Genomic DNA, 25375 nt, shown 5'->3' on the forward strand with positions numbered 1-25375 from the left:
CTCCGGGTCAGCAGCGCTCGAGAACGGTGGCGACGCCCATGCCGCCGCCGATGCAGAGGGTCACCACGGCGCGGCGCAGGTCACGGCGCTCCAACTCGTCCAACGCGGTGCCGAGCAGCATCGCACCGGTGGCGCCGAGCGGGTGGCCGAGGGCGATCGCGCCACCGTTGACGTTCACCCGGTCCGGGTCCAGGCCCAGGTCGCGGACGTACTTGAGCACCACCGCGGCGAACGCCTCGTTGATCTCGAACAGGTCGATGTCGGCGAGGGTCAGTCCGGCGACGGCGAGCGCCTTGTGGGTGGCCGGGATCGGGCCGGTCAGCATCAGCGTCGGGTCGGCGCCGGTGACCGCCGCGCCGACGATCCGGGCGCGCGGGGTGAGGCCCAGGTCCCGGCCGACCTGATCGGAGCCGATCAGCACCAGCGCCGCGCCGTCCACGATGCCGGACGAGTTGCCGGCGTGGTGGACGTGGTCGATCGCCTCCAGCCAGTGGAACTTCTGCAAAGCGACCGCGTCGAAGCCGGCCGCCTCGCCCATCGTGGCGAAGGACGGGGTGAGCCGGGCCAGGGCCTCCCGGGTGGTCTCGGGGCGGGGGTGCTCGTCGGTGGTGAGGATGTCCAGCCCGTTGCCGTCGCGGACCGGCACCACCGAGCGGGCGAAGTGCCCGCCGGCCCACGCCTTGGCGGCCCGCTCCTGCGAGCGCAGCGCGTAGCCGTCCACGTCGTCGCGGGTGAACCCCTCCAGGGTCGCGATCAGGTCGGCGCTGACGCCCTGTGGCACGAACGACGTGGCCAGCGCGGTCTGCGGGTCGGTGGCCCAGGCCGCGCCGTCGGAGCCCATCGGCACCCGGGACATCGACTCGACCCCGCCGGCGAGCAGCAGGTGCTCCCAGCCGGAGCGGATCCGTGCGGCGGCCGCGTTGACCGCCTCCAGTCCGGAGGCGCAGAACCGGTTGAGCTGCACCCCGCCCACCTGGTCGGGCAGCCCGGCGAGCAGCGCGGCGGCCCGCGCCAGGTCGCCGCCCTGTTCGCCGACCGGGGTGACGATCCCGAGCAGCAGGTCTTCCAGCCGGTCGACGTCCAGGCCGGGGTTGCGCTCGCGCAGCGCGTCGATCAGGCCGACCACCAGGGAGATCGGCTTGACCCCGTGCAGCGCGCCGGTATCCCGGCCGCGTCCGCGCGGGGTGCGGACCGCGTCATAGACGTACGCCTCAGAGGGCACGGGCGATCAGCTCCTTCATGATCTCGTTGGTGCCGCCGTAGATCTTCTGGACGCGGGCGTCGGCGTACATCCGGGCGATCGGGTACTCGGTGGTGTAGCCGTAGCCGCCGAAGAGTTGCAGGCACCGGTCGATGACCTCGCACTGCCCGTCGGTCAGCCAGTACTTCGCCATCGCGGCGGTGGCCACGTCCAGGTCGCCGCGGGTGTGCCGGACGATGCAGTCGTCCAGGAAGACCCGGCTGACCCGGGTGCGGGTGGCGCACTCGGCGAGCACCATCCGGGTGTTCTGGTGGCCCATCAGCGGCTTGCCGAAGGCGGCCCGCTCCTTCGTGTACGCGACGGTCAGCTCGACGGCGCGTTCCATCGCGGCGACCGCGCCGACGCCGATCACCAGTCGTTCCTGCGGAAGCTGCTGCATGAGCTGGATGAAGCCCAGCCCTTCGGCGCCGCCGAGCAGGTTGGCCGCCGGCACCCGGAACTCGTCGAAGAACAGCTCGGCGGTGTCGTTGGCGTGCAACCCGATCTTCGACAGCAGTCGGCCCCGGCGGAAGCCCTCCGGGTCGTCGCCGACCTCGCAGACCAGCAGCGATACGCCGGCCGCCCGCTGCTCGGGGTCGGTCTTCACGGCCACGATGATCAGGTCGGCCAGGCCACCGTTGGTGATGAACGTCTTCGCGCCGGTGACCAGGTAGTCGTCGCCGTCGCGGACCGCGCGGGTGCGCATCGCCTGGAGGTCGGAGCCGCCGTCCGGCTCGGTCATCGCGATCGCGCCGATCAGGTCACCACTGCACAGGCCGGGCAGCCAGCGGCGCTTCTGCTCCTCGCTGCCGTACGCCGCCAGGTAGCCGGTGACGATGCCGCTGTGGACGGCCAGTCCGAGGCTGCTCTCCCCGGTGTACGCCTGCTCGTGCAGCAGAACAGCCTCGTGGGTGAAGCCGCCGCCCCCGCCGCCGTACTCCTCCGGCACGGACAGGCCGAGCAGCCCCAGCTCACCGGCGCGCCGGTAGTGCTCGCGGTCGGGGTGGCCCTGCGCCAGCAGGCGTTCGGTGTGCGGCAGCACCTCCTTGGTGAAGAAGGTGCGGGCCAGGTCGGCCAGGTCGTCGTGCTCCGGCTCACGCCAGGGCGAGGGGGCACCGTCGGATGCGGGCGTCGGCATGTGCACCACCCTCGCGCCCTGTTGACGGCATGTCAATAAGTCTCGATCAAGAGCCGGAGGCCGCCGGAGCGGTCGGCGATCGACTCCGGTTCATTGACGTCGGGCCATCCACAGCGCAGGGATGCCACGACTTCAAGGAGGCCGAGTCGATCAAGCGGCGCCAGTAGCGTGCTGCGCACGAAGGGCCGGCACGTGGTCCGTCGTCGCCGTGGGGTCCATTGATCACTTGACAACGAACCACTCGACAACGAACTGGTGAGGGGGCGGTTCTGGCACCTGTTCTCCATCAAGTGATCAAAGTGAGGGCGGTCGTTGACGGCTGAGCTGCCGATAGGGTCGGGCAGATGAGTGTCGAGACGGCTCCGCGCCGACGCCGGTTGGAGCCGGACGCCCGACGGGGGCAGATCCTGGCCTGCGCGGTCCGGCTGTTCGGCGAGCGTGCGTACCCGGACGTGTCGACCACTGACATCGCCCGGGAGGCCGGCGTCGCGCGCGGCCTGGTCAACCACTACTTCGGCACCAAGAAGGACCTCTACCTGGAGGTCGTCCGGGTCATGGTGACCATCCCCGAGGTGGCCCTGGAGCGGCTGCCCAAGGGGGACCTGCGAACCCGGGTCGACGCCAGCGTCTCCTGGTTCCTCGACGTGGTCTCCCGGCACAGCACCTCCTGGTTGGCCGCCGTCACCGCGCGGGGGATGGGCGGCGACGCCGACGTGGAGCGGGTGCTGGCCGAGGCCGAGGAGGTCGCCGCGGACCGGATGCTCGTCGCCGTCGGCCTGGCCGACGAGGCGGAGCACCGCGAGGAGTTGCGCGGCATGGTCCGGGCGTACGGCGGGCTGGCCACCTCGACCGCGCGGGAATGGCTCCAGCGGGGCGCGCTGACCCGCGCCCAGGTGCACCTGCTGCTCACCACCACGCTGTTGACCATCGTCGAGCAGGTCATTCCGCGGGCGATCACCCCCGGCGGCCGGGCCGCTTCCTGACGGAGCCGGTACTCAGGCGGCCCGCCGGTCCGCGGCCCGTGCCGCCGGGACGGCGTGGCGGTCGGCGACCTGCCCGGGGTAGGGCTCGGAGCGGACCACCCGCAGCGGCCGGTCGACCTCGTCGGCTCGGAACCGCCAGCGTGACGGTGCCGGCTGCCGCTGCGGCGCGGGCCCACCGGGGCGCAGACCGGGCCGGGACAGCAGCACTGTGATCAGGTAGCCGACCACCAGGAACCCGTGGCTGACCAGCCGTGCCCCGCCCACCGATCCGGTGGCCAGGTCGTTGACCGAGAGCAGCAGCAGCGTGCCGACGAACGCGCTGAGCATCGGCAGCAGGCCGGCCGGTGGGCTGCGGCGTATCGCGACGAAGAGGAAACCGGCGCCCACCGCCACGTTCCACGCGGCCGATTCGTGCCACAGGTGCTGGCCGGCGGGGTGCAGGTGATCGGCGGCCGCGCCGCGGCCCACCTGGGCCAGGCCGAGCACGAGTTGCACCGCGCCGAGCAGCGCGAGCGCCCCGCGCAGGCCGGCGACCAGTCGGCCCGCGCCGGGCCGCCGCCGCCAGCGCGACCGGCGGGCCGGCGGCACGGCGGCGGCCAGGATCGCGTCGGTCCGGTCGGGCGGTTCGGTGACCAGGCGGGTACGCACCCGACGGGTCACCCCGGCCGCCACCGTGAACCAGGCCCGGCACTCCGCGCACCCGTCGAGGTGCCGCTGCCCCGCTGCCCGTTCCTCGGCGGTCTCCTCGCCGTCCAGCTGCGCCGACAGGACCTCCCGCCACTGCTCACACCCCATGTACGGGTAGTCGGTCCGGCCCCCGCTCCAGTTCCCGGAGGCCCGGGCGGGTTGTGGAATACTCGCCGGACCATGACGCGCTACGGCCTGCTGATCCTGCCCTCCACCAACCGGGTGTACGCCCGCTCCGCCATCGACCTCACCCGGGCCGAGCTGGAGATCTTCGGCCACTCGGCGCTGGACGGCCGGATCGGCGAGCTGGACACCGAGGTCGTCGGAGGAGCGTCCTACGTCACCTTCATCGGCGACGGGCTGACCGAGCGGGACCTGGCCGTCCTGGGCAACCTCTCCGCCGGGTACGCGCTGTTCGAGATCGTCGGCGACCTGCTGCGCCCGATCGAGTGGAACCGGCTGGACCGCTACGACGACGACCTGATCACCATCCAGAAGTACCCGGGCAAGACCAACGAGCAGTTCACCAAGCTGCTGCTCAACGTCACGCTGCTCGCCTCGGACTGGGCCGCCGAGCTGACCAGCCGGCGGTTCCGGGTGCTCGACCCGCTCTGCGGTCGGGGCACCACCCTCAACCAGGCGCTGATGTACGGCTTCGACGCCGCCGGGGTCGAGCGCGACCAGAAGGACGTCGAGGCCTACCGGGCGTTCGTCACGACCTGGCTGAAGCAGAAGCGGATCAAGCATCGGGTGCTGGAGTCGGGGCCGGTGCGCCGGGAGCGCAAGGTCGTCGGTCGCCGGGTGCGGATCGAGCTGGCCCCTACCCGCGAGGCGCACAAGGCCGGGGACCTGCAACTGCTGGACGTGGTCAACGCCGACACCACCCGCGCCGGGGAGTTCTTCCGGCCGGAGACCGTCGACCTGGTCGTCGCGGACGCCCCGTACGGCGTCCAGCACGGCAGTCGTACCGCCGATCATGGGCTGACCCGGGACCCGCTGGCGCTGCTCGCGGACGCCGCGCCGGTCTGGGCTCGGCTGTTGCGCCCCGGTGGGGCGCTCGGCATCTCCTGGAACACCCACGTGGCCAGCCGGGACGACGCGGCGGCCGCGCTGGCCGCCGCCGGCCTGACCGTGGTCGACGCGGAGCCGTACCGCGCGTTGCGGCACCGGGTGGACCAGTCGATCATGCGCGACGTGCTGGTGGCCCGTAAGCCGGCCTGACCGGCCTCCGCCCCCGCCGCGCCATGCGCCACCCCATCTGGGTCGCGCCTGGTCTCTCCGTGCGTCCTTTGCTCTGCACCCGCGGAGGCGACAGTCACGGTCTGTAGCTGGTGCCTCCGTAGGTGCAGAGCAAAGGATGGACAACTGGTCTTGACCTCGAGGGGCAGCGAGGTCTGTGCCGCATTTCACCTGCTGACTCGGCGGGTGTGAAAACCGCGTCAAGAAATGGTTCACCGCCGTCATGGTCGCGTTATGACCCCTGCCGTCGGGCAGGTGGTGGGGCTTTGATTGCCCGGCGCGACCGGAAGGCGGTCGCGACGAACCTTTCCGCTATGAGGAGTCAGCGTGTCTGACGTGGTGTTCGTGGTCCTGACGGTGGCGCTGTTCGCAGCGCTCGCCCTGGTGGTCCGGGCGGTGGAGAAGCTGTGAACGCGGTCAATGCCGTCGGTCTGGTGCTCGCGATCGTCCTGGGCGCGTTCCTGGTGTTCGCCCTGTTGTTTCCGGAGCGCTTCTGATGACCATGACAACAGCGGGCGTCATCTTCGTGCTGGCGCTGGTGGCGGCCCTGGTCGCCGTCCACAAGCCGTTCGGTGACTACATGTTCCGGGCGGTCTCCGGCACCCGGCAGTCCCGGGTCGAGCGGGGGGTCTACCGCCTGGTCGGCGTCAACCCGGCCGCCGAGCAGACCTGGGGGGTGTACGCCCGCAGCGTGCTGGCGTTCTCCGCGATCTCGCTCCTGTTCCTGTACCTGTTCCAGCGGGTGCAGAACCACCTGTGGCTGTCACTGGGCTTCGACCCGGTGGTGCCGCACGGCGCGTGGAACACGGCCGTGTCGTTCGTGGCCAACACCAACTGGCAGTCGTACTCGGGTGAGTCGACCATGGGTCACCTGGTGCAGATGGCCGGCCTGGCCGTGCAGAACTTCGTGTCGGCGGCGGTCGGCATCGCGGTGGCGGTGGCGCTCCTGCGGGGATTCGCCCGCAGCCGCACCGGCCAACTCGGCAACTTCTGGGTCGACCTGACCCGGATCACGCTGCGGATCCTGTTGCCGGTCGCCGTGCTCGGCGCCATCGCGCTGATGATCGGCGGGGCGGTGCAGAACCTGTCCGGCGGCACCGACGTGACGACGCTGACCGGCGGCTCCCAGACGATCACCGGTGGTCCGGTGGCCAGCCAGGAGGTCATCAAGCTGCTGGGCACCAACGGTGGCGGCTTCTACAACGTCAACAGCGCCCACCCGTTCGAGAACCCCACCACCTGGACGAACTGGCTGCAGATCTTCCTGATCCTGCTGATCCCGTTCAGCATGCCCCGGGTGTTCGGCCGGATGGTCGGGCAGAAGCGCCAGGGCTACGCCATCGCCGCGGTCATGGCCATCCTCGCGTTCGCCAGCGTGGTCATCACCAACGTCTTCGAGCTGGCCGGCCACGGCACGGTGCCGCAGGCGGTCGGAGCGGCGCTGGAGGGCAAGGAGGTCCGGTTCGACGTGTCGAACTCGGCCACCTTCGCCGCCGCCACGACGCTGACCTCGACCGGCGCGGTCAACTCGTTCCACGACTCGTACACCCCGCTCGGCGGCATGATGACGATGTTCAACATGATGCTCGGCGAGGTCGCCCCGGGCGGTACGGGGTCCGGTCTCTACGGCCTGCTCATCCTCGCGGTGATCACCGTCTTCGTGGCCGGCCTGATGGTGGGCCGCACCCCCGAGTACCTGGGTAAGAAGATCGGCTCGCGGGAGATCAAGTTCGCCTCGCTCTACTTCCTGATCACGCCCATCCTGGTGCTGGTCGGCACGGCGGCGGCCTTCGCCACCGGCAACAACTCCACCGCCCTCAACGTCGGGCCGCACGGCCTCTCCGAGGTGCTCTACGCGTTCACCTCGGCCAGCAACAACAACGGCTCCGCCTTCGGCGGCATCACGGTCAACACCACCTGGTGGGACACCGCGCTCGGGTTGTGCATGCTGCTGGGCCGGTTCCTGCCGATCATCTTCGTGCTCGCGTTGGCCGGCTCACTGGCCCGCCAGGCACCCACCCCCGCGTCCGAGGGCACCCTGCCGACCCACCGACCGCTGTTCATCGGCATGGTCGTCGGCGTCACGGTCGTCCTCGTCGCGCTGACCTTCCTGCCCGCACTCGCGCTCGGCCCGCTGGCCGAAGGGCTGTGACCATCATGAGGAACGAGGACATGTCCGTCACCTCTGTGACATCCGGGACCGGCGAGCAACCGACGCCCGGCACTCCGGCGACCCAGGGCAACCGGGTCGGCGGGGGTCTGCTCGACCCCAAGCAGTTGATCCGGTCCCTGCCGGACGCGCTGCGCAAGCTCGACCCGCGCACGCTGTGGCGCAACCCGGTGATGCTGATCGTGGAGGCCGGAGCGGCCTTCACCACCGTCCTGGCGGTCACCGACCCGTCGGTCTTCGCCTGGGCGATCACCGTCTGGCTCTGGCTGACCGTGGTCTTCGCCAACCTCGCCGAGGCGGTCGCGGAGGGCCGGGGCAAGGCCCAGGCCGCCGCGCTGCGGCAGGCCAAGCAGGACACCATCGCCACCCGGCTGGTCGACTGGACCCCGGGTGCCCGGGCCAACGCCTACCGTGACGAGGCGGTGCCCGCGCCGCAGCTGCGTCAGGGCGACATCGTGCTGGTCGAGGCCGGCGGCATCATCCCCGGCGACGGCGACATCGTCGAGGGCATCGCCAGCGTCGACGAGTCGGCCATCACCGGCGAGTCGGCCCCGGTCATCCGGGAATCCGGTGGCGACCGCAGCGCGGTCACCGGAGGCACGAAGGTGCTCTCCGACCGGATCATCGTGAAGATCACCCAGAAGCCGGGGGAGAGCTTCATCGACCGGATGATCGCCCTGGTCGAGGGCGCCAACCGGCAGAAGACGCCGAACGAGATCGCGCTGAACATCCTGCTCGCCGCGCTCACGATCATCTTCCTGCTGGCCGTGGTCACCCTCCAGCCGCTGGCCATCTTCTCCAAGGCGTACCAGGCGGCCGCGCCGGACAGCGGCGCGATCACCGACTCCGGTGTCACCGGGGTGGTGCTGATCTCGCTGCTCGTCTGCCTGATCCCCACCACCATCGGCGCGCTGCTCTCCGCCATCGGCATCGCCGGCATGGACCGACTGGTCCAGCGCAACGTGCTCGCCATGAGCGGCCGGGCCGTCGAGGCGGCCGGCGACGTCAACACCCTCCTGCTGGACAAGACCGGCACCATCACGCTGGGCAACCGGCAGGCCGCCGAGTTCGTACCGGTCGAAGGGGTGACGGCCGCGACCCTGGCCGACGCCGCGCAACTGTCCAGCCTGGCCGACGAGACGCCCGAGGGTCGCTCGGTGGTGGTGCTGGCGAAGAACGAGTTCGGGCTCCGCGAGCGCGAGCCCGGCGTGATGCCGCACGCCACGTTCGTACCGTTCACCGCGCAGACCCGGATGAGCGGCGTCGACATGACCCCGGACGGCAGCGTGGACGGCGGGGCGGTGGGCACGGCCCGTCGGGTCCGCAAGGGCGCCGCCGCCGCGGTGATGAAGTGGGTACGCGAGAACGGCGGACACCCGACCGAACAGGTCGGCGAGATCGTGGACGCGATCAGCGGCACCGGTGGCACCCCACTGGTCGTCGCCGAGCACGTCGACGGTGAGCCCGCCCGAGCCCTGGGCGTCATCCACCTCAAGGACGTCGTCAAGTCCGGCATGCGGGAGCGGTTCGACGAGATGCGCCGGATGGGTATCCGGACCGTGATGATCACCGGTGACAACCCGCGTACCGCGAAGGCGATCGCCGACGAGGCCGGGGTGGACGACTTCCTGGCCGAGGCGACGCCGGAGGACAAGCTCGCGCTGATCAAGCGGGAGCAGGAGGGTGGCCGGCTGGTCGCGATGACCGGTGACGGCACCAACGACGCACCGGCGCTCGCCCAGGCCGACGTCGGGGTGGCGATGAACACCGGCACGTCGGCCGCCAAGGAGGCCGGCAACATGGTCGACCTCGACTCCGACCCGACCAAGCTGATCGAGATCGTGGAGATCGGCAAGCAGTTGCTGATCACCCGGGGTGCGCTGACCACGTTCAGCATCTCCAACGACATCGCGAAGTACTTCGCGATCATCCCGGCCATGTTCGCCGGCCTCTACCCGAGCCTGGACGCGCTGAACATCATGCGGCTGTCCAGCGCGGAGTCGGCGATCCTCTCCGCCGTCATCTTCAACGCCCTGGTGATCATCGCGCTGATCCCGCTCGCCCTGCGCGGCGTGCGGTACCGGCCGGCCGCCGCGTCGAAGCTGCTCAGCCGCAACCTGCTGGTGTACGGACTGGGCGGCGTCATCGTGCCGTTCATCGGGATCAAGCTCATCGACCTGCTCATCCAGTTCATCCCGGGGATTTCGTGATGCGCCTACCCACCTGGCTCGCCCAACACCTCGCCGCCCTGCGCGCCGTACTCGTCTTCACGGTGCTGCTCGGCCTGGTCTACCCGCTGGCCCTGGTAGCGCTCGGTCAGCTGCCCGGCCTCAACCACAAGGTCGACGGCTCGCTGATCACCGTCGGTGGGAACACCGTCGGCAGCGCGCTGATCGGGCAGTCCTTCACCGACGCGGACGGCAACCCCATCCCGCGTTACTTCCAGTCCCGCCCCTCCGCCGCCGGCGACGGCTACGACCCGACCTCCACCTCGGCCAGCAACCTGGGCCCCGAGAGCGTGGTCGACACCATCGCCACCGACCCGGAGGAGTCCAGCGAGAGCCTGCTCACCCAGGTCTGCGGGCGCAGCAAGTCCGTCGGCGAGCTCAACGGCGTCGACGGCGCGCGCCCGTTCTGCACCGCCGACGGGGTGGGCGCCGTGCTGGCGGTCTTCCGCGCGGACGGTCTGACCGGCCCGGTCACCCGGGTGGTCAGTGTCAACCAGACCGCGCCGGCCACCCCGTTCGTCCCCTCCTACCAGGGGGTGCCGGTGGAGCTGGCCCAGCCCGGCGAGGACTACGTCGCCGCCGGTGGCGTGGTCACCCCGATCCGCGGCAACGCCCCCGCCGACCCGGCCGTGCCGGCTGACGCGGTCACCGCCAGCGGCAGCGGCCTCGACCCGCAGATCAGCCCGGCGTACGCCGAGCTGCAGGTGAACCGGGTCGCGCGCGAGCGTGGCGCGGACCTGGAGGCGGTGCGCTGGCTGGTGGCTGAGCACACCACCGGGAGGGGGCTCGGCTTCCTGGGCGAGCCCGGGGTCAACGTGCTGGAGCTGAACATCGCGCTCGACGAACAGTTCCCGCCCCGCTGACCGTGTCGGGAAGGGCCCCTTCACCCGCATCAGGTGGGCAGAAGGGGCCCTTCCTTTCAGAGAGGATGGTTCCCGTGGCACGCGGAGAACTGCGCATCTATCTCGGGGCCGCTCCCGGCGTCGGCAAGACGTACACCATGTTGGAGGAGGCGCGGCGGCGGGCCGCGCGCGGCACCGACGTGGTGATCGGCTTCGTGGAGACCCACGGCCGCCAGCACACCGCGGCCATGGTCGGCGACCTGGAGCAGGTCCCGCGCCGCACGATGAGCTACCGGGGCGCCGAGTTCACCGAGATGGACCTCGACGCCGTGCTGGCCCGCCGGCCGGAGATCGCGGTGGTGGACGAGCTGGCCCACACCAACGTGCCCGGTTCCCGGCACGACAAGCGCTGGCAGGACATTCAGGAGCTGCTCGACGCGGGAATCGACGTGCTGTCCACGGTCAACGTGCAGCACCTGGAATCGGTCAACGACGTCGTCGCCCAGATCACCGGCACCACCCAGCGGGAGACCGTGCCGGACGAGATCGTCCGCGCCGCCGAGCAGGTCGAGCTGGTCGACATGACCCCCGAGGCGCTGCGTCGGCGGATGGCGCACGGCAACATCTACCGCCCCGACAAGATCGATGCGGCGCTGGGCAACTACTTCCGGGTCGGCAACCTCACCGCGCTGCGCGAACTGGCGTTGCTCTGGCTCGCGGACAAGGTCGACGAGCAACTCGACCGGTACCGCAGCCAGCAGGGCATCGAGGCCACCTGGGAGGCCCGGGAACGCGTCGTGGTGGCGTTGACCGGCGGCCCGGAGGGCGAGACGCTGATCCGCCGTGCGGCGCGGGTCGCGGCCCGCAGCAAGGGCGCCGACCTGCTCGCCGTGCACGTGGCCCGCAGCGACGGCCTCGCCGGCGCCGACCCGGCCCAGCTGGCCCGCCAGCGGGTGCTGGTGGAGAGCCTCGGCGGCACCTACCACCAGGTGCTCGGCACCGACGTGCCGGCGGCGTTGCTGGACTTCGCCCGTGGCGTGAACGCCACCCAGTTGGTGCTCGGCGCCAGCCGGCGGGGCCGCTTCGCGCAACTGTTCGCCCGCGGCGTCGGCGTGACCACCACCGCGCTCTCCGGCTCGATCGACGTGCACCTGGTCACCCACACCGAGGCCGGTAGGGGACGCCGGGCGGGGGCCGTGCCGGCGGCGCTGTCCCGGCGGCGCCGGTTGCTCGGCTTCGCCCTGGCCGTGTTCGGCATGCCACTGCTCACCCTGCTGCTGAGGACGCTGCCCGACCTGACGCTGACCAACGACATCCTGCTCTTCCTCACCGGGGTCGTCGGGGTCGCGCTGGTCGGCGGGCTGTGGCCGGCCCTGGTCGCCGCGCTCGGCGGTTCGCTGCTGCTGAACTGGTTCTTCACCCCGCCCTACCGCACGCTGACCATCGCCGAGGCGGACAACCTGCTCGCCCTGGCCGTCTTCGTCGGCGTCGCGCTGGCGGTGAGCTGGATCGTCGACGTGGCCGCCCGGCGGACCCGCGAGGCGGCGCGGGCCGCCGCCGACGCGCAGACCCTCGCCGCCGTGGCCGGCGGCGTGCTGCGCGGCGAACGTCCGCTGCCCGCGCTGCTGGACCAGCTCCGGGAGACCTTCGGGCTGCGCGCGGTGAGCGTGCTGGAGCTGGCCGAGGAGGCCAGCGGACGGCCGGGGCGGGCCCGCGAGGAGCACGCCTGGCGCGTGGTCGCCAGCGTCGGCGAGCGGCCCGCCTGCACACCCGACGAGGGCGAGACGGCGGTACCGGTCGACGAGCGGATCACCGTCGTGCTCAGCGGCCGGCGGCTGGAGGCGGCCGACCGGCGGATCGTCGAGGCGTTCGCCGCGCAGGCCGCCCTCGCGCTGCGCCAGGAGCGGCTGGCTGAGGAGGCGGCCACCGCCCGACCCCTCGCCGCGGCGGACCGGATGCGCACCGCGCTGCTCGCCGCGGTGAGCCACGACCTGCGTACCCCGTTGGCCTCGGCGAAGGCGGCGGTGACCAGCCTGCGCAGCCCCGACATCGAGTTCGACGAGAGCGACCGCGAGGAGCTGCTGGAGACCGCCGAGGAGTCGCTGGACCGGCTCGCCCGGTTGGTCGGGAATCTGCTCGACATGAGCCGGCTCCAGGCCGGCGTTCTCGGCATCACGCCGACCGCGATCGGCCTGGAGGACGCCGTACCCCGGGCGCTGGACGAACTCGGCCCGCCCGCCGCGGCCGTCGGCACCGACATCCCGCCCGACCTGCCGGCGGCCACCGCCGACCCCGGCCTGCTGGAACGGGTGCTGGTCAACGTCATCGCGAACGCGCTGCGGTACAGCCCGCCCGGACAGCCGCCCACCGTCACCGCGAGCGCACACGCCGGCCAGGTGGAGCTGCGGATCATCGACCGTGGTCCGGGCATCCCGGAGGACCAGTGGGAGCACGTCTTCCTGCCGTTCCAGCGCCTCGGTGACCGGGACAACCAGACCGGCGTCGGCCTCGGGCTCGCCCTGTCCCGGGGTCTCGCCGAGGCGATGGGTGGCAGCATCAGCCCCGAGACCACGCCCGGCGGCGGGCTCACGATGGTGCTGCGGCTGCCCGCCGCCGCGCAGACCAGCTCGGAGGGGCCACCGGAATGACGCGCATCCTGGTCGTCGACGACGAACCGCAGATCCTGCGGGCGCTGCGGATCAACCTGCGCGCCCGCCGGTACGACGTGGACATCGCCGGCACCGGGGCGGCCGCGCTGAAGGCTGCCGCCAGCCACCCGCCCGACCTGGTGGTGCTCGACCTCGGGTTGCCCGACATCGACGGGGTCGAGGTGATCCGCGGCCTGCGCGGCTGGACCACCGTGCCGATCATCGTGCTCTCCGGAAGGGCGGGCAGCGAGGACAAGGTCGCCGCGCTCGACGCCGGCGCGGACGACTACGTCACCAAGCCGTTCGGGGTGGAGGAGCTGCTGGCCCGCATCCGCGCGGTGACCCGGCGACTCGGCGCGTCCAGCGAGGCGGTGCCCGCGCTGCGGATCGGGCAACACACCGTCGACCTCGCCGACCACCGCGTCTGGCGGGACGACGACACCGAGGTCAAGCTGACCCCCACTCAGTGGAGCGTGCTGGAGAAGCTGCTGCGCCACCCCGGCAAGCTGGTCAGCCAGCGCCAGCTGCTCCACGACGTGTGGGGGCCGGAGTACCAGAACGAGACCAACTACCTGCGGCAGTACCTGGCCCAGCTGCGGCGCAAGCTGGAGGACGACCCGGCCCGACCCCGGCACCTCATCACCGAGCCGGGGATGGGCTACCGCTACCGCCCCTGACCGGCGCCCGCTGCGGTGCCCACCGGGACCGGATCGGCAGCGGGCCGTGGGTCGACGGGGCGTCCCGGTCCCCGGGCCGGCACGGTCGGCGCGGCCCGGTCGCCGAAGGACGGGTCGAGCGGCGGCGCCACCAGCAGCGGGTCGACCTGGATCCGGTCGATTCCGAGCGGGCGCAGCATGCCGCGCAGGGCGGACTCGCACAGCTCTTCCCACGCCTGGTCCGCGCCCATCGCGGCGACCAGCAGCTCCGGCCGGGTGAAGGCGATGCCCACCCGCTGACCCTGTGGTGACCGGCCGGTCCGTACGGTCCCCACCGGCCGTCCCGGCAGCTCACGCACCGGAACGGCGTAGATTATCGGGGCCTCGTCCATGGTCGGGGCGATCCTTTCCATTCGTGCCGCCGCTCCGGCGGCGGTCATCGGCTGAACCGTTCAAGGTCGCGGACGAAGCGGCGGATCGTCGCGGCCCGGGCCCAGGACGGCGCGGGCACCGTGACGACCGGCACGGCCGCCCGCGTGACGCAGTACCGGGTGACGTGACCGCGCGACCCGCCGAACCGACCGCGTTCCGGGCTGCCGACGACGAGCAGGTCGGACTCCCGGTGCGCGTGGTCGACGAGCACCTGCCCGGCGTAGCCCTGCGTCGCCACGAGCCGCACCGGCAGGTCCGGCGGCAGTCCCCCGAGCGCCGCGTCGAAGACTCCCCGCAGGTAGGCCAGGGCCGCCCGGTCACACTCGTCCTGCCAGCGCCAGGTCAGCGTGCCGGGCCGCCATGTCGGCGCGAAGACCCAGGCCCGTACGGCGTCCAGCTGCGCTCCGTCGCGTCGGGCCAGCTGCACCGCCCGGCGCAGCGCCTGCATCCCGGCGAAGGACCGGTCGACTCCCACCACGACGCGTGGGGTGGTGCGGGGGTTGCTCATGCTGCGGGCACGGCCCAGGCCGGCGCGTTCGGTGTGGTCTCCGGCTCGGCCGGCGCCAGGTCGAGCGCACGGAGGATGAAGTGCGCCACCACCACCTCCACACCGGCGCGGCGGCGCAGGTCGGCCACGGCACGGTGCAACACGGTCATGCTGTCGGCGGAGAGCCGCACCACGGCGTCGACGTCGGCCGCGATCCACCAGGCGTCGACGGCGCACGGCTCGTGCCGCAGGTACTCCACCAGGTGACTGCCGGGGGCGGACGGGCCGAGCCGGACGCTGACCAGCGCCTCGTGCCGCCGTTCGGGCTCGCCCGGCCCGGTCGTGGGAGGTTCCGCCAGGTGGCCGGGGCGGCCATCGGGTGGCGCGTCGTCCCACGCCGCCGGTGCCGGGGTGCCGGTCGGCAGGTGTCCCCGTTCCCAGCGCGTCATCCGCCAAGGACTCATGGACCCATCGTCACCACCCGGCGGCGACGGACGGCCTGTCGATACGCCGTTCTGACGGGACACCGCCAAACGTTGACGCCCCGTTCACGCCGACTGCCGGTGGGGCGACCGGGCGCGACGAGTAGCGTTCGTGACGGACCAATGATTTGCGTACGAGGAGGACCGGTGCAGACGACGACCGTGGACATCGTGACCGACGACGGAGTCGCGGACGCATGCCTCACCCGTCCGGACGGCGACGGTCCGTTTCCGGCGGTGCTGCTGTTCCAGGACGCGTTCGGCCCGCGTCCACGCCTGGTGGAGATTGCGGAGCGGATCGCGGCCCGGGGATACCTGGTGCTGACGCCCCACCTGTTCCACCGGGCCGGCCGTGCGCCGCTGTTCGACCTGTCCCGCCTCGGCGAGGCGGACCAGCGCGGCGCGATCCTGGAGAAGATCATGCCGCTGGTCGGTGCGCTGACCGCCGACGTGATCAGCCGGGACACCGCCGCGTACCTCGACTTCCTGGCGGCCCGCGACGACGTGCGGCCGGGCCCCGTGGCGATCACCGGCTACTGCATGGGCGGCACGAACGCGCTGCGGGCCATCGAGGCGCACCCGGACCGGATCGCCGCGGCGGCGAGCTTCCACGGCGGACGGATCGTCACCGAGGCGCCGGACAGCCCGCACCTGGGCGTCGGCTCGATCAACGGCGAGGTGTACTTCGGGCACGCCGACGAGGACCAGTCGATGACGCCCGCGCAGATCGCCACGCTGGAGAAGGCACTCGACGCCGCGGGCGTCCGGTACGGCTCCGAGGTGTACGAGGGCGCACACCACGGCTACACCATGTCCGACACCGCGGCCTACGACGAGCAGGCCACCGAACGCCACTGGGCCGCCCTGTTCGACCTGCTGGACCGCACCCTGCCCACCCGCTGACCACCGGCGGGCGGTACTCGTCGGGCACGGATCAGCCGAAGCCGCCCGAGGCGCCGGAATCGTCGCGGGACCGGCCGGGTATGCGGGTGGTGACACTGAACTGGCCGTCGGGTTCCATCCGCATCTCGCGGACCTCGGCGAGGTCGGTGACGCCCTGCTTGCGCAGCAGGGTGTACAGCTCCTCGTCGGTGATCAGCTCCCGACGCATGTTCGCGCGCAGGATCCGTCCGTCCCGCACCAGCACCAGCGAGCCCGGCCGGATCAGCCGGGCGGCGGCGGGCCACCGGTAGGCGACGGCGTTCAGCAGGTACGACCAACCGATGATCACGGCGACCAGCAGCACCCCGTCGGTGATCGAGTTGTAGCCGCCCGACAGGCCGTTCTGCGCCGCGTCGGCGAGCAGCACGATCACCAGCAGGTCGGTGACGCCGGTGGTGCCGCTCTCCCGTTTGAGGATGACCCGCAGCAGCGTGAACAGCGCGAGGTACATGACGCTGCCCCGGACCACGATCTCCAACAGTGGAGTGTCCGGGACGAACAGCTCTGACCAGTCGGCCACCTGACGGGCTACCCCCCGGTCGCCCCCGCCATGCCTGCCGGCCGCGCGATCGAGGGGAATCAGCTCGCGGCGGTCAGCGGCGCAGGAGCACCGGCCCGGCGTCGATCCGGGTGCGGAACAGCGCGTACGGCCGGCGCCGCAGGTCCTGGCCCCGCTGGTACTGCGGTTGCCGGTGGAGCTGGTTGGCGGTCACGTAGAGGTAGCCGTCGGTGGCCACCGACATGGTGTCCGGCCAGAGCAGTCGAGGGTCGTGGACCAGGGTCTCGTACTCGCCGTCCGGCCGCCGGCGCAGCACCGCGTTGTGCTCGTAGGAGGTGAGGTAGAGCCGCCCGGCGTCGTCGGACTCCAGCCCGTCCGACGCGGTGCCCTTGTCGCCCTCATCGACGACCGTCGCCGCAACCGCCTCCTGGGTGACGCCCGGGTCGGCCAGCGCCTCGGTCGCCACGCTGTACCAGCGGCGGGACGCCAGCGGGCAGTAGTGCAGCCGGGTGCCGTCGGCCGAGATGGCGATGCCGTCGGCGCCCATGGACACCGGTTTCGGCGGCCCGTCCGCCGGCCGTTCGAGCAACGGCCGGCCCTCGACCACCGGGCGGAACGTCGTCAGCGGCTCCGCCTTCGTGGACGGGTGGTCGTGCAGCCGCCGCCAGGATGCCCCGCTGGCCAGGTCCACCACGATGATCGCGTTGGGGCCGGAGGCCGCCGAGTCAGTGATGTACGCGACCCCCGCCTCGCCCCGCCGCAGGTCGAAGCGGACGTCGTTGAGGTACGTCGTGGGCAGCGCCACGTCCGGCGGGAACGTGATCACCTGCGCCACCGTGTCGGTGTCCAGGTCGACCCGGACCAGCTTCGGCCCGCCGGGCTTCGTCGGCTGGAACATCGGGCTGCCGGTGTCCAGCACCCAGAGCCGGTCGGCCGGGTCCACCACGATGCTCTGCACCGAGATGAACGCGCCCGCGTCGTCGTCGCCGGACGGGTCGTTCCACGGCTGGTCGGGGTAGGGCATCTCCCGGCCGTCGCGCAGCTCGACGACGGTGGCCGGCACCTCGTCGCCCCACTTGGGGAAGTTGACGAAGATCCGGCCCTGGTGCGAGACGCTCACCCCGGTCGGCATCGGGCCGGTGAAGGTGTGTACCAGCTCAAGCTCGCCGAGCGGCTCGTCGCCGACCGGCCCGTTCATGACGCCCACCCCACGGATCTCATCGCCTCGCCCCCTGCCGGCCGGACACACGCCGGCCGCAGGTGGTCATTCCCGCCTCGGCGTCCGATATGCCTCCGGTCAGCCGGCGGCGAGCGCGGTGGGCAGGCCGGGGACGGGAACGTCCACCGCGAGCAACGCGCCGTCCACCGGCCCGGCCGGCGTGAGCCCGTACCGGGCGGTGCCGATGAAGAGCCGGCGCAGGTCGGGGCCGCCCAGGCAGATGCCGGCCGGCTGGCTCGCCGGCAGCCGGATCTCCCGGTCCAGCGTGCCGTCCGGCCGGTAACGGCGTACCGCCGAGCCGCCCCAGAGCGCGACCCAGAGGTGGCCCGCCGCGTCGACCGTCATTCCGTCCGGGCCGCCCTCGTCGGCGGACAGCCGTAGGAACGGCTCCCGCCCGTGCAGGGCCCCGGTACGCGGGTCGACGCGGAACCGGTCGACCTCGCCGCGCGGCGAGTCGGCCAGGTACATGGTGGTGCCGTCGGCGTCGAACGCCGGGCCGTTCGGCACGGCCAGCCCGGTCACCGCCGGCACCGGCGCCGCGCCGGGAGCGAGCCGGTACAGCGTGCCGCCACCGGGCACCCCGGCGTACGTCATGCTGCCCGCCCAGAACCGGCCGTGCGGGTCGGCGACCGCGTCGTTCATCCGGGCCGGCTCGGGTCCGTCGGCGACCAGGTCGGCGACCGGCCGGGGGTCGCCGGTGGCGGGCAGCAGCGTGACGCCGGTCCCGGCGGCCGCCAGCCAGTCACCGGCGCCGCCGGCCATCGGGGCCACCGCGCCCAGTGGGACATCCAACCGGCGCAGCTCCCGCAGTGGGCCCGGCTGGTCGCCACCGGTCTCCAGCAGCCGCCCGGCCAGCAGGTCGACCAGGACCAGCCGGTCGGCCACCCAGCGCAGCCCTTCACCCAGCTCCAACCGGTCCGCGCTCCACACGGTCGGTTCGGTCAGCTCCATCTCGCTCCTCCAACGATGCACCGGTGGCCTGTCGGCCCGGTGGTCAGCGCACGGTGCCGCCGGGCCCGTGGTCGAGCAGCGCCAGCTCCGACCGGTCGGGCAGGCCCTCCCAGTCGCCCCGGGTGGCCACCGCGAACGCGCCGGTGGTGACCGCCCGGTCCAGCCGTGCCGGCGCGTCGGCCCCGTCCAGCCAGCCGGAGAGGAGCCCGGCCACGAAGGCGTCGCCGGCGCCGACGGTGTCCACCACCGGCACCGTGCGGGCGGGCCGGTGCACCGTGCCGTCCGCGCTGTGGCTGGTCGCCCCGTCGGCGCCGTGCTTCACCACGACCTCGGTCACGCCGGCCGCCCGCAGGTCCGCGACGGGGTCGGCGGCGTCGGTCAGCACGGCCAGCTCGTCGTCGGAGGCGACCACCAGGTCGACCGACGGCAGCAGCGGCCGTAGCGCGGCACCGGCCTCGGCGACCGACCAGAGCCGGTGCCGGTGGTTGACGTCCAGGCAGACGGTGCTGCCCGCCGCGCGGGCTAGTCGTACCGCCTCCACGACGGCCTGGTACGGCTCGGCGCCCAGCGCGCAGGTGATGCCGGTGATGTGCAGCAGCCGGGGCGGCCGGTCGAAGGCGGGGGTGACGTCCGCGGAGCCCAGTCGGGACCCGGCCGAACCGGCGCGGTGGTAGGTGACCCGGTTGATGTCGGCGACCCGGGACTCGAAGAGGATCAGCCCGGTGGGCGCCGTCGGGTCGATCCTGGACCAGGTCAGGTCGACGCCCTCGGCGCGCAGCGTGCGGCGGACCAGTTCGCCGGGCTCGTCGGCGCCGGTGACCCCGACCCAGGCGGCCCGGTGTCCGAGCCGGGCCAGGCCGATGGCGACGGTCGACTCGGAGCCGGCGACCGAGATGCCGGCGGTGCCGCCCAGCCGCAGCGGCCCGGTGGTGCGGAAGGCCGCCATCGTCTCGCCGAGGGTGAGCAGGTCGGTCACGGCCGGACCGCCGTGAGGAAGGCGGCGGCCCGCTCGCGCAGAGCCTCCGGGTCGCCGCCGCGAACCGCGTCGCCGAGCAGCGGGGAGCCGACGCCCACCGCGACAGCGCCGCGGTCGAGGTAGCGCCGTGCGCCGTCGGCGTCGACTCCGCCGACCGGCACGAACGCGGTGCCGGGGAACGGGTCGCGCAGCGCGCCGAGGTAGTCGGGCCCACCCAGCGAGGCCGGGAAGAGCTTGATCGCGGCGGCTCCCGCGTTGCTGGCCTGCACCACCTCGGTGGGCGTGAGCGCGCCGGCCAGCACCGGCAGCCCGAGCCGGTCGGCCTCGGCGAGGCTCGGCGCCAACGCCGGGGTGACCAGGAAGCCGGCACCCGCGTCGGCCGCCGCGCGGGCGTCCTCGGCACTGAGCACGGTGCCCGCGCCCAGGGCGAAGTCCGGCCCCAGGGCGGCTCGGGCCCGTCGGATGGTGCCGAGCGCGTCGGCGCTGGTCAGCGACACCTCGACCAGCGCGACGCCGCTCTCGGCCATGGTGAGCACCGCGGACAGCGCGGCGGCCGGGTCGGGCCCGCGCACGATCGCCAGCAGTCGGTGGGTACGCAACTCGTGGAGCAGGTTCATCGCGATCGTCCTCAGTGGAAACGGTGGGCGGAGATGGTGAGCCGCCAGGCGACCTCACCGGCGGGCGGCACGACCGCCGCGTCGGACGGACCGGCATCGGCCAGGTCGAAGGCGGCGCCGAGCATCGGTTCGACGCCGACGCTGCGGTAGGGGGCGGTGGCCGGCCAGCCGTTCAGGTTGCGCCAGAGCGCGGTGCTGCGGGGTTGGCCGTCGCACTCCAGCTCCAGGGTCAGCCGGTCGGCGCCGTCGGTCACCTGGACCCGGGGGCAGTCGAGCAGCACGGCGCCGAGCGCGGTCCCGTCGTCCGGGCCCAGCGTATCCAGTGCCAGCCCGGCCGGTGCCGGCCAGGGCCCGGTCAGCCAGGGGCTGCCGGCGGGCCAGGCGCCCGGGGGCAGCAGGGCGGCGGCCTCCGGATGCAGCCGGGTGGGGGTGCCGGCGGGTGCGTCGAGACGGGCCCCCTCGGAGAGGTCGAGCAGGGCGTGCGCCGCCCACACGAACCGGTGGCCGGGGTCGGCGGCCAGCCGGTAGTCGGCCATCACCACGCCGTCGGAGTCGGTGATGCGGCGGGTCACCGTGAACGTGGGGCGCTCGATGGCCACCGTGCCAGGCGCGGTTGTCCGCCACGGCCGGGACCACACCTCACCGTGGTCGGGCCGGCCGCGCACGGTGGGCAGGCACTCCTCCAACCCGCCGGCGTCGACGAACGCGTCGTCGGGGCGTACGTCGTGCCGGCCGGGCTCCGGCCCGCGCCAGAGCCATTCCCGGCCGCCGCCGCGCAGGCTGGTCCACCGGCCGCCGCGCGCCGCGTCGTACGCCACCCGCAGCGGCACCGGCCCGGCCGCCCCGGTCACCATTCGGCGAACGACCCGTCGTGGTGCTGCCAGACCGGGTTACGCCAGGCGTGCGGGGTACGGGCGGCCTGACGGACCGCCGCCTCGTCCACGGTGATACCCAGACCGGGCCGGTCGGGCCGGGCGATGTGCCCGTCCAGGAACCGGAAGGGCTCCGGGTCGACGACGTAGTCCAGCAGCTCCGAGCCGGAGTGGTAGTGGATGCCGATGCTCTGCTCCTGGATCAGGAAGTTCGGCGTCGCGAAGGCCACCTGGAGGCTGGCCGCCAGGGAGATCGGGCCGAGCGGGCAGTGCGGGGCCAGCAACGCCCCGTACGTCTCGGCCAGTGTGGCGATCCGGCGCACCTCGGAGATCCCGCCGGCGTGCGACAGGTCGGGCTGGACCACGGCGACCCCGGCCTGTAGCGGGCCGAGGAACTCGGAGCGGCCGTAGAGCCGTTCGCCGGTGGCCACCGGGATCGGCGTGCCGGCGACGATGTCGCGCAGGTGGTGGGCCTGGTCGGGCAGGACCGGTTCCTCCACGAAGAAGGGACGCAGGGGAGCCAGCTCGGGCAGGATCCGGCGTATCGCGGCCAGCCCGGCCCGGCCGTGGAAGTCCAGCGCGATGTCCCGGTCGGGGCCGAGCACCTCCCGGGCGGCGGCGACCCGGCCGACAACCGCGTCCACCTCGGCGGAGGTGGGGATGGCGGAGAGTCGTCCGCAGGCGTTCATCTTGACCCCGGTGAGACCGGCGGCGACCTGGCCGGCGGCCGCGTCGGCCACCTCGTCGGGCTCGTCCCCGCCGATCCAGGAGTAGATGCGCACCCGGTCCCGGACGGCCCCACCGAGCAGGGCGTGCACCGGCGCCCCGTACGCCTGCCCGGCGATGTCCCACAACGCCTGGTCGAGGCCGGCGACCGCGCTGGAGAGGATCGGGCCGCCCCGGTAGAAGCCGCCCTTGGTGAGCACCTGCCAGTGCTGCTCGATCCGGAGCGGATCCTCGCCGATCAGGTATTCGGAGAGCACCTCGACCGCGCTGCGCACCACCTCGGCGCGCCCCTCGACCACGGGCTCACCCCACCCGACCAGCCCGTCGTCGGTCTCCACCCGGCAGAACAACCATCGTGGCGCGACCAGGAAGGTCTCGATCCGCTCGATCTTCACCGACTGCCTTTCTGTCCCCGTGCCTTCTCAACGTCCCGGACGGCCTTGTCCAGCAACTCACGCATGGCCGCCTCGGTCGCCGTCTCGTCGCGTGCCCGCAGCGCGTCGACCACCGCGCGGTGGCTGGGCACCGGGTCGTCGTGCGCGTCGCCGCCGTGCACCAGCCGGTCCCGCTCGGCGAGCCCGGTCTCCATCACCACCTCCATGCGTTCCAGCAGCTCGTTGTGGGTGGCGGCGAGCAGTGCGCGGTGGAAGGAGAGGTCGGCGGCGACGGCGGCGGCGGGGTCGCCGTTGGCCTCGGCCATCTCGACCAGCGCCCGGTCGAGGGCCGCGATGTCGTCCTCGGTGGCCCGGCTGGCGGCCAGTCGCGCGGCGGCCGGCTCGATGATGGCGCGTACCTCGTGCAGCTGGTCGAGCAGGCGCTCGTGGGGACCTTCGGCGAACTGCCAGCGGATCACGTCACCGTCGAGCAGGTTCCAGTCCGCGCGCGGCCGGACGAACGTGCCGCGCTTCTGCCGGGCGTCGACGATGCCCTTGGCCGAGAGGACCTTCAGCGCCTCGCGCAGCGCCGTCAGACTGACGTCGAACTCCTCCTGCAACGCGACGATGTTGAGCGTCGCCCCGGCGGGGATCTCACCGGTGAGGATGCGGCGGGCGATGGCTTCGACGGTCTGCCCGTGGACGCCGCGGCGTGCGTACTGTGCCAATGCTCTCCTGGCCTTCTCGCTGGTCGGTATCGATCTCTCAGGCCGAGGCTTTCACCGCGGTCCAGCCACCGTCCACCACCAGGCTCGCGCCGGTGACGTAGGCGGCGTCCGGTGAGGCGAGGAAGGCCACCGTCGCGGCCACCTCGTCCGGCGTGCCGAACCGCTTCGCCACGGTCTCCGCGACGCTGCGTCGGCGGTCCTCTTCGGACACCTCGGCCCAGGCGTCGGTGAGGATCGGACCGGGCAGCACGGTGTTGACCCGCACCTGTGGGCCGTACTCCACGGCGAGCTGGCGGCCGAGCGCGACGAGGCCACCCTTGGCCGCGGCGTACGCGGGCCGGCCCGGCAGCCCGACCAGCGCGTGCACCGAGGAGATCAGCACCACCGCGCCGGCGCGCGCCCGCAGATCGTCCAGGCAGGCGCGTACGCCGAGGAAGGAGCCGGTGAGGCTGACGCCGAGCTGGTGGTCCCAGGACTGCCGGCTGGTCTCATGCGCCGGGGCGACCTGCACGGCGTACGCGGTGCTGACCAGGATGTCCACCGGCCCGAGGTGGTCCCGCAGCGCCGCCACGGCGGCCGACCAGTCGGCCTCGTCGCTGACATCGCCCATTACGGACAGTGCTCGGTTGCCGCGTGCGGTCAGCTCGTCGGCCAGCGGGGTCGAATCGGCCACGTCGAGCAGCGCGACGGCCGCTCCCTCGGCGGCGAGCCGCCGGGCGGTGGCCGCGCCGATTCCGCCCATCGCACCGGTGACCAGCGCGTTCTTGCCCTCAAGCCGGCGCATAAGCTGATTCACCTGACCCTCGCCTTGATCTCATCTAATCATTAATTACGAAGATATCTTGACAGCCGCCGAGGGTCGATGCAACCTTCTGGTCACACCATTCACATGGCCGACACATTGCGCCGTGACGCTACGTGTCGTAGAGGAAGGACACCCCCCGTGAGCGACTTCGACCCCGGTCGCCGGCGATTCCTTGGCCACCTCGGGCTCGCCGGCCTGGGTGCCCTCGGCGCCAGCTCGTTCCTCAGCGCGTGCGCCAGCTCCGCGAGCGGGCCGACGGCGAGCAACAGCTCCGGCGCGGTCACCATCCAGTCCAACCTCTCCTCGCCGCAGGCCAAGGCGGCGATGGAGAAGCTGATCGCGAACTTCAACACGCAGGGCAAGGGCACGGCGAGCCTCAACACGATCGCCTCGGAGACCTTCCGGACCCAGCTGCCGACGTACCTGACCTCGGCCAACCCGCCGGACCTCTACACCTGGTACGCGGGCTCGGTCGCCAACGACTACGCCAGCCGCGACCTGCTGCTCGACGTCTCCGACGTCTGGAAGTCGCTCGGCGACTACCCCCAGTCGCTGCGCACCCTCTCGACCGACGCCAGCGGCAAGCAGATCTTCGTGCCGATGAACAACTACTGGTGGGGCTTCTTCTACCGCAAGTCCAACTTCGCCAAGTGGGGCGTGCAGGAGCCGAAGACCTGGACCGACTTCCTGGCGCTGTGCGAGACGCTGAAGAGCAAGGGCATTCCGCCGATCGGCATCGGTCTCGGCGACACCCCCTGGGTGGCCTCGGCCTGGTTCGACTACCTCAACATCCGGATCAACGGCGCCCCGTTCCACCGCGAGCTGCTCGCCGGCAAGCAGCGTTTCGACGACCCCAAGGTCAAGGCGGTCTTCACCCGCTGGCGCGAGGCCCTGCCCTACTTCGACCCGAAGGGCAAGGCGTACCCGTTCCAGGAGGCGACCACCGCGCTGCTGGCCGGCAAGACCGGCATGTTCCTGATCGGCACGTTCTTCGCCGACGCGGCACCCAAGGACGCCCTCGGCGACCTGGACTTCTTCCGGTTCCCGATCATCGACCCGGCGGTGCCCCTGGCCGAGGAGGCGCCGACCGACGGCTTCTTCGCCAGCGCGAAGACCGCCAACCCGACCGGCGCCAAGGCCCTGCTCACCTACCTCTCCGGGGTGGAGGCGCAGGAGGCGTACGTCAAGGCCAGCTCCGGCATCGTCCTGCCGGCCAACCCGAAGGCCAAGGCGTCCGACTCGCCGCTGGTGGTCAAGGGCAAGGCCATGCTCGACGAGGCCAAGGAGCTGACGCAGTTCTTCAACCGCGACTCGAGCGACGCGCTCCAGCCGACCGCGGACACCGCGCTGACCAAGTTCATCGACAAGCCGGACCAGATCGACGCGATCCTGCGGGAGTGGCAGGCCGGCGCCGAGAAGGTCTTCAAGGGCTGA

25 protein-coding genes are annotated in these 25375 nt (G+C 72.5%); 10 read left to right on the forward strand and 15 right to left on the reverse strand.

Annotated elements, in window-relative coordinates; all coding sequences use genetic code 11:
* Positions 1-7 precede the first annotated feature (7 nt).
* Both EAD89_RS14735 and EAD89_RS14740 read right to left on the reverse strand, forming a co-directional pair.
* Positions 8-1222: an acetyl-CoA C-acetyltransferase gene (locus tag EAD89_RS14735; protein WP_121676080.1), complete on the reverse strand. Its 1215-nt coding sequence runs from the start codon at positions 1220-1222 to the stop codon at positions 8-10.
* Positions 1212-2378, reverse strand: coding sequence for an acyl-CoA dehydrogenase family protein (locus EAD89_RS14740; protein WP_121676109.1), 1167 nt, complete (start codon positions 2376-2378; stop codon positions 1212-1214). The genes EAD89_RS14735 and EAD89_RS14740 overlap by 11 nt, the downstream gene beginning before the upstream one ends.
* Positions 2379-2722: 344 nt before the next feature.
* Here EAD89_RS14740 and EAD89_RS14745 point away from each other — a divergent pair, with 344 nt between their 5' ends.
* Positions 2723-3361, forward strand: a complete 639-nt coding sequence (locus EAD89_RS14745; protein ID WP_121656502.1) for a TetR/AcrR family transcriptional regulator — start codon at positions 2723-2725, stop codon at positions 3359-3361.
* Positions 3362-3373: 12 nt separating this feature from the next.
* Here EAD89_RS14745 and EAD89_RS14750 read toward each other — a convergent pair whose 3' ends face one another.
* Positions 3374-4156, reverse strand: a complete 783-nt coding sequence (locus tag EAD89_RS14750) for a zf-HC2 domain-containing protein (protein WP_121676081.1) — start codon at positions 4154-4156, stop codon at positions 3374-3376.
* Positions 4157-4228: 72 nt separating this feature from the next.
* On the opposite strand from EAD89_RS14750, the gene EAD89_RS14755 reads away from it, so the two are divergent.
* From EAD89_RS14755 to EAD89_RS14790, 7 genes are all read left to right on the forward strand, one after another.
* Complete coding sequence (locus EAD89_RS14755) at positions 4229-5269, forward strand: TRM11 family methyltransferase (protein ID WP_121676082.1); 1041 nt, start codon at positions 4229-4231, stop codon at positions 5267-5269.
* 425 nt (positions 5270-5694) lie between these two features.
* Complete coding sequence (gene kdpF, locus EAD89_RS14765) at positions 5695-5784, forward strand: K(+)-transporting ATPase subunit F (RefSeq protein ID WP_036390805.1); 90 nt, start codon at positions 5695-5697, stop codon at positions 5782-5784.
* Complete coding sequence (gene kdpA / locus EAD89_RS14770; protein ID WP_121676083.1) at positions 5784-7439, forward strand: potassium-transporting ATPase subunit KdpA; 1656 nt, start codon at positions 5784-5786, stop codon at positions 7437-7439. The genes kdpF and kdpA overlap by 1 nt, the downstream gene beginning before the upstream one ends.
* Before the next feature lie 20 nt (positions 7440-7459).
* A complete protein-coding gene (gene kdpB / locus EAD89_RS14775; RefSeq protein WP_121654775.1) occupies positions 7460-9667 on the forward strand; it encodes a potassium-transporting ATPase subunit KdpB in 2208 nt (735 codons plus the stop codon).
* A complete protein-coding gene (locus tag EAD89_RS14780) occupies positions 9667-10548 on the forward strand; it encodes a potassium-transporting ATPase subunit C (protein ID WP_121676084.1) in 882 nt (293 codons plus the stop codon). Before kdpB ends, EAD89_RS14780 begins: the two co-directional genes overlap by 1 nt.
* 74 nt (positions 10549-10622) lie before the next feature.
* Entirely contained in the window at positions 10623-13175 is a 2553-nt protein-coding gene (locus tag EAD89_RS14785) for a DUF4118 domain-containing protein (RefSeq protein WP_121676085.1), read from the forward strand.
* Positions 13172-13852 carry a response regulator gene (locus tag EAD89_RS14790; RefSeq protein ID WP_121676086.1) on the forward strand — a complete coding sequence of 227 codons (681 nt, stop codon included), beginning with the start codon at positions 13172-13174 and terminating at the stop codon, positions 13850-13852. Before EAD89_RS14785 ends, EAD89_RS14790 begins: the two co-directional genes overlap by 4 nt.
* Here EAD89_RS14790 and EAD89_RS14795 read toward each other — a convergent pair.
* The 3 genes from EAD89_RS14795 to EAD89_RS14805 are packed head-to-tail and all read right to left on the reverse strand — an operon-like array spanning position 13840 to position 15214.
* Positions 13840-14271, reverse strand: coding sequence for an SAV_915 family protein (locus tag EAD89_RS14795; protein WP_147458802.1), 432 nt, complete (start codon positions 14269-14271; stop codon positions 13840-13842). The two genes, EAD89_RS14790 and EAD89_RS14795, sit on opposite strands and share 13 nt — an antisense overlap.
* A complete protein-coding gene (locus tag EAD89_RS14800; protein WP_121676088.1) occupies positions 14268-14771 on the reverse strand; it encodes a universal stress protein in 504 nt (167 codons plus the stop codon). Before EAD89_RS14800 ends, EAD89_RS14795 begins: the two co-directional genes overlap by 4 nt.
* On the reverse strand, positions 14768-15214 hold the full coding sequence (locus EAD89_RS14805; protein WP_147458803.1) for a hypothetical protein: 447 nt from the start codon (positions 15212-15214) through the stop codon (positions 14768-14770). The genes EAD89_RS14800 and EAD89_RS14805 overlap by 4 nt, the downstream gene beginning before the upstream one ends.
* Positions 15215-15379: 165 nt before the next feature.
* Here EAD89_RS14805 and EAD89_RS14810 point away from each other — a divergent pair, with 165 nt between their 5' ends.
* On the forward strand, positions 15380-16135 hold the full coding sequence (locus EAD89_RS14810) for a dienelactone hydrolase family protein (protein WP_121676090.1): 756 nt from the start codon (positions 15380-15382) through the stop codon (positions 16133-16135).
* A gap of 31 nt (positions 16136-16166) precedes the next feature.
* Here EAD89_RS14810 and EAD89_RS14815 read toward each other — a convergent pair whose 3' ends face one another.
* The 9 genes from EAD89_RS14815 to EAD89_RS14855 form a co-directional block, all read right to left on the reverse strand.
* Complete coding sequence (locus tag EAD89_RS14815) at positions 16167-16694, reverse strand: DUF421 domain-containing protein (protein WP_121676091.1); 528 nt, start codon at positions 16692-16694, stop codon at positions 16167-16169.
* A gap of 73 nt (positions 16695-16767) precedes the next feature.
* Positions 16768-17871 carry an L-dopachrome tautomerase-related protein gene (locus EAD89_RS14820; RefSeq protein WP_121676110.1) on the reverse strand — a complete coding sequence of 368 codons (1104 nt, stop codon included), beginning with the start codon at positions 17869-17871 and terminating at the stop codon, positions 16768-16770.
* Between the two features lie 99 nt (positions 17872-17970).
* Complete coding sequence (locus tag EAD89_RS14825) at positions 17971-18843, reverse strand: SMP-30/gluconolactonase/LRE family protein (RefSeq protein WP_121676092.1); 873 nt, start codon at positions 18841-18843, stop codon at positions 17971-17973.
* A gap of 43 nt (positions 18844-18886) precedes the next feature.
* A complete protein-coding gene (locus EAD89_RS14830) occupies positions 18887-19819 on the reverse strand; it encodes a sugar kinase (protein ID WP_121676093.1) in 933 nt (310 codons plus the stop codon).
* Positions 19816-20436 (reverse strand): bifunctional 4-hydroxy-2-oxoglutarate aldolase/2-dehydro-3-deoxy-phosphogluconate aldolase, encoded by a 621-nt coding sequence (locus EAD89_RS14835; protein WP_121676094.1) that lies wholly within the window; start codon positions 20434-20436, stop codon positions 19816-19818. Before EAD89_RS14835 ends, EAD89_RS14830 begins: the two co-directional genes overlap by 4 nt.
* An 11-nt stretch (positions 20437-20447) precedes the next feature.
* Complete coding sequence (locus EAD89_RS14840) at positions 20448-21290, reverse strand: hypothetical protein (RefSeq protein WP_121676095.1); 843 nt, start codon at positions 21288-21290, stop codon at positions 20448-20450.
* Positions 21284-22429 (reverse strand): galactonate dehydratase, encoded by a 1146-nt coding sequence (gene dgoD / locus EAD89_RS14845; RefSeq protein ID WP_121676096.1) that lies wholly within the window; start codon positions 22427-22429, stop codon positions 21284-21286. Before dgoD ends, EAD89_RS14840 begins: the two co-directional genes overlap by 7 nt.
* A complete protein-coding gene (locus EAD89_RS14850; RefSeq protein ID WP_121654711.1) occupies positions 22426-23136 on the reverse strand; it encodes a FadR/GntR family transcriptional regulator in 711 nt (236 codons plus the stop codon). Before EAD89_RS14850 ends, dgoD begins: the two co-directional genes overlap by 4 nt.
* Positions 23137-23173: 37 nt before the next feature.
* A complete protein-coding gene (locus EAD89_RS14855) occupies positions 23174-23932 on the reverse strand; it encodes an SDR family NAD(P)-dependent oxidoreductase (protein WP_233578678.1) in 759 nt (252 codons plus the stop codon).
* A gap of 147 nt (positions 23933-24079) precedes the next feature.
* Between EAD89_RS14855 and EAD89_RS14860 the strand changes: the two genes are divergently transcribed.
* The gene (locus EAD89_RS14860) at positions 24080-25375 is read left to right on the forward strand and encodes an ABC transporter substrate-binding protein (RefSeq protein WP_121676098.1); all 1296 of its coding nucleotides are present in this window, start codon (positions 24080-24082) and stop codon (positions 25373-25375) included.

This window comes from Micromonospora sp. BL4 (genome assembly GCF_003667505.1).
Lineage (GTDB): Bacteria > Actinomycetota > Actinomycetes > Mycobacteriales > Micromonosporaceae > Micromonospora.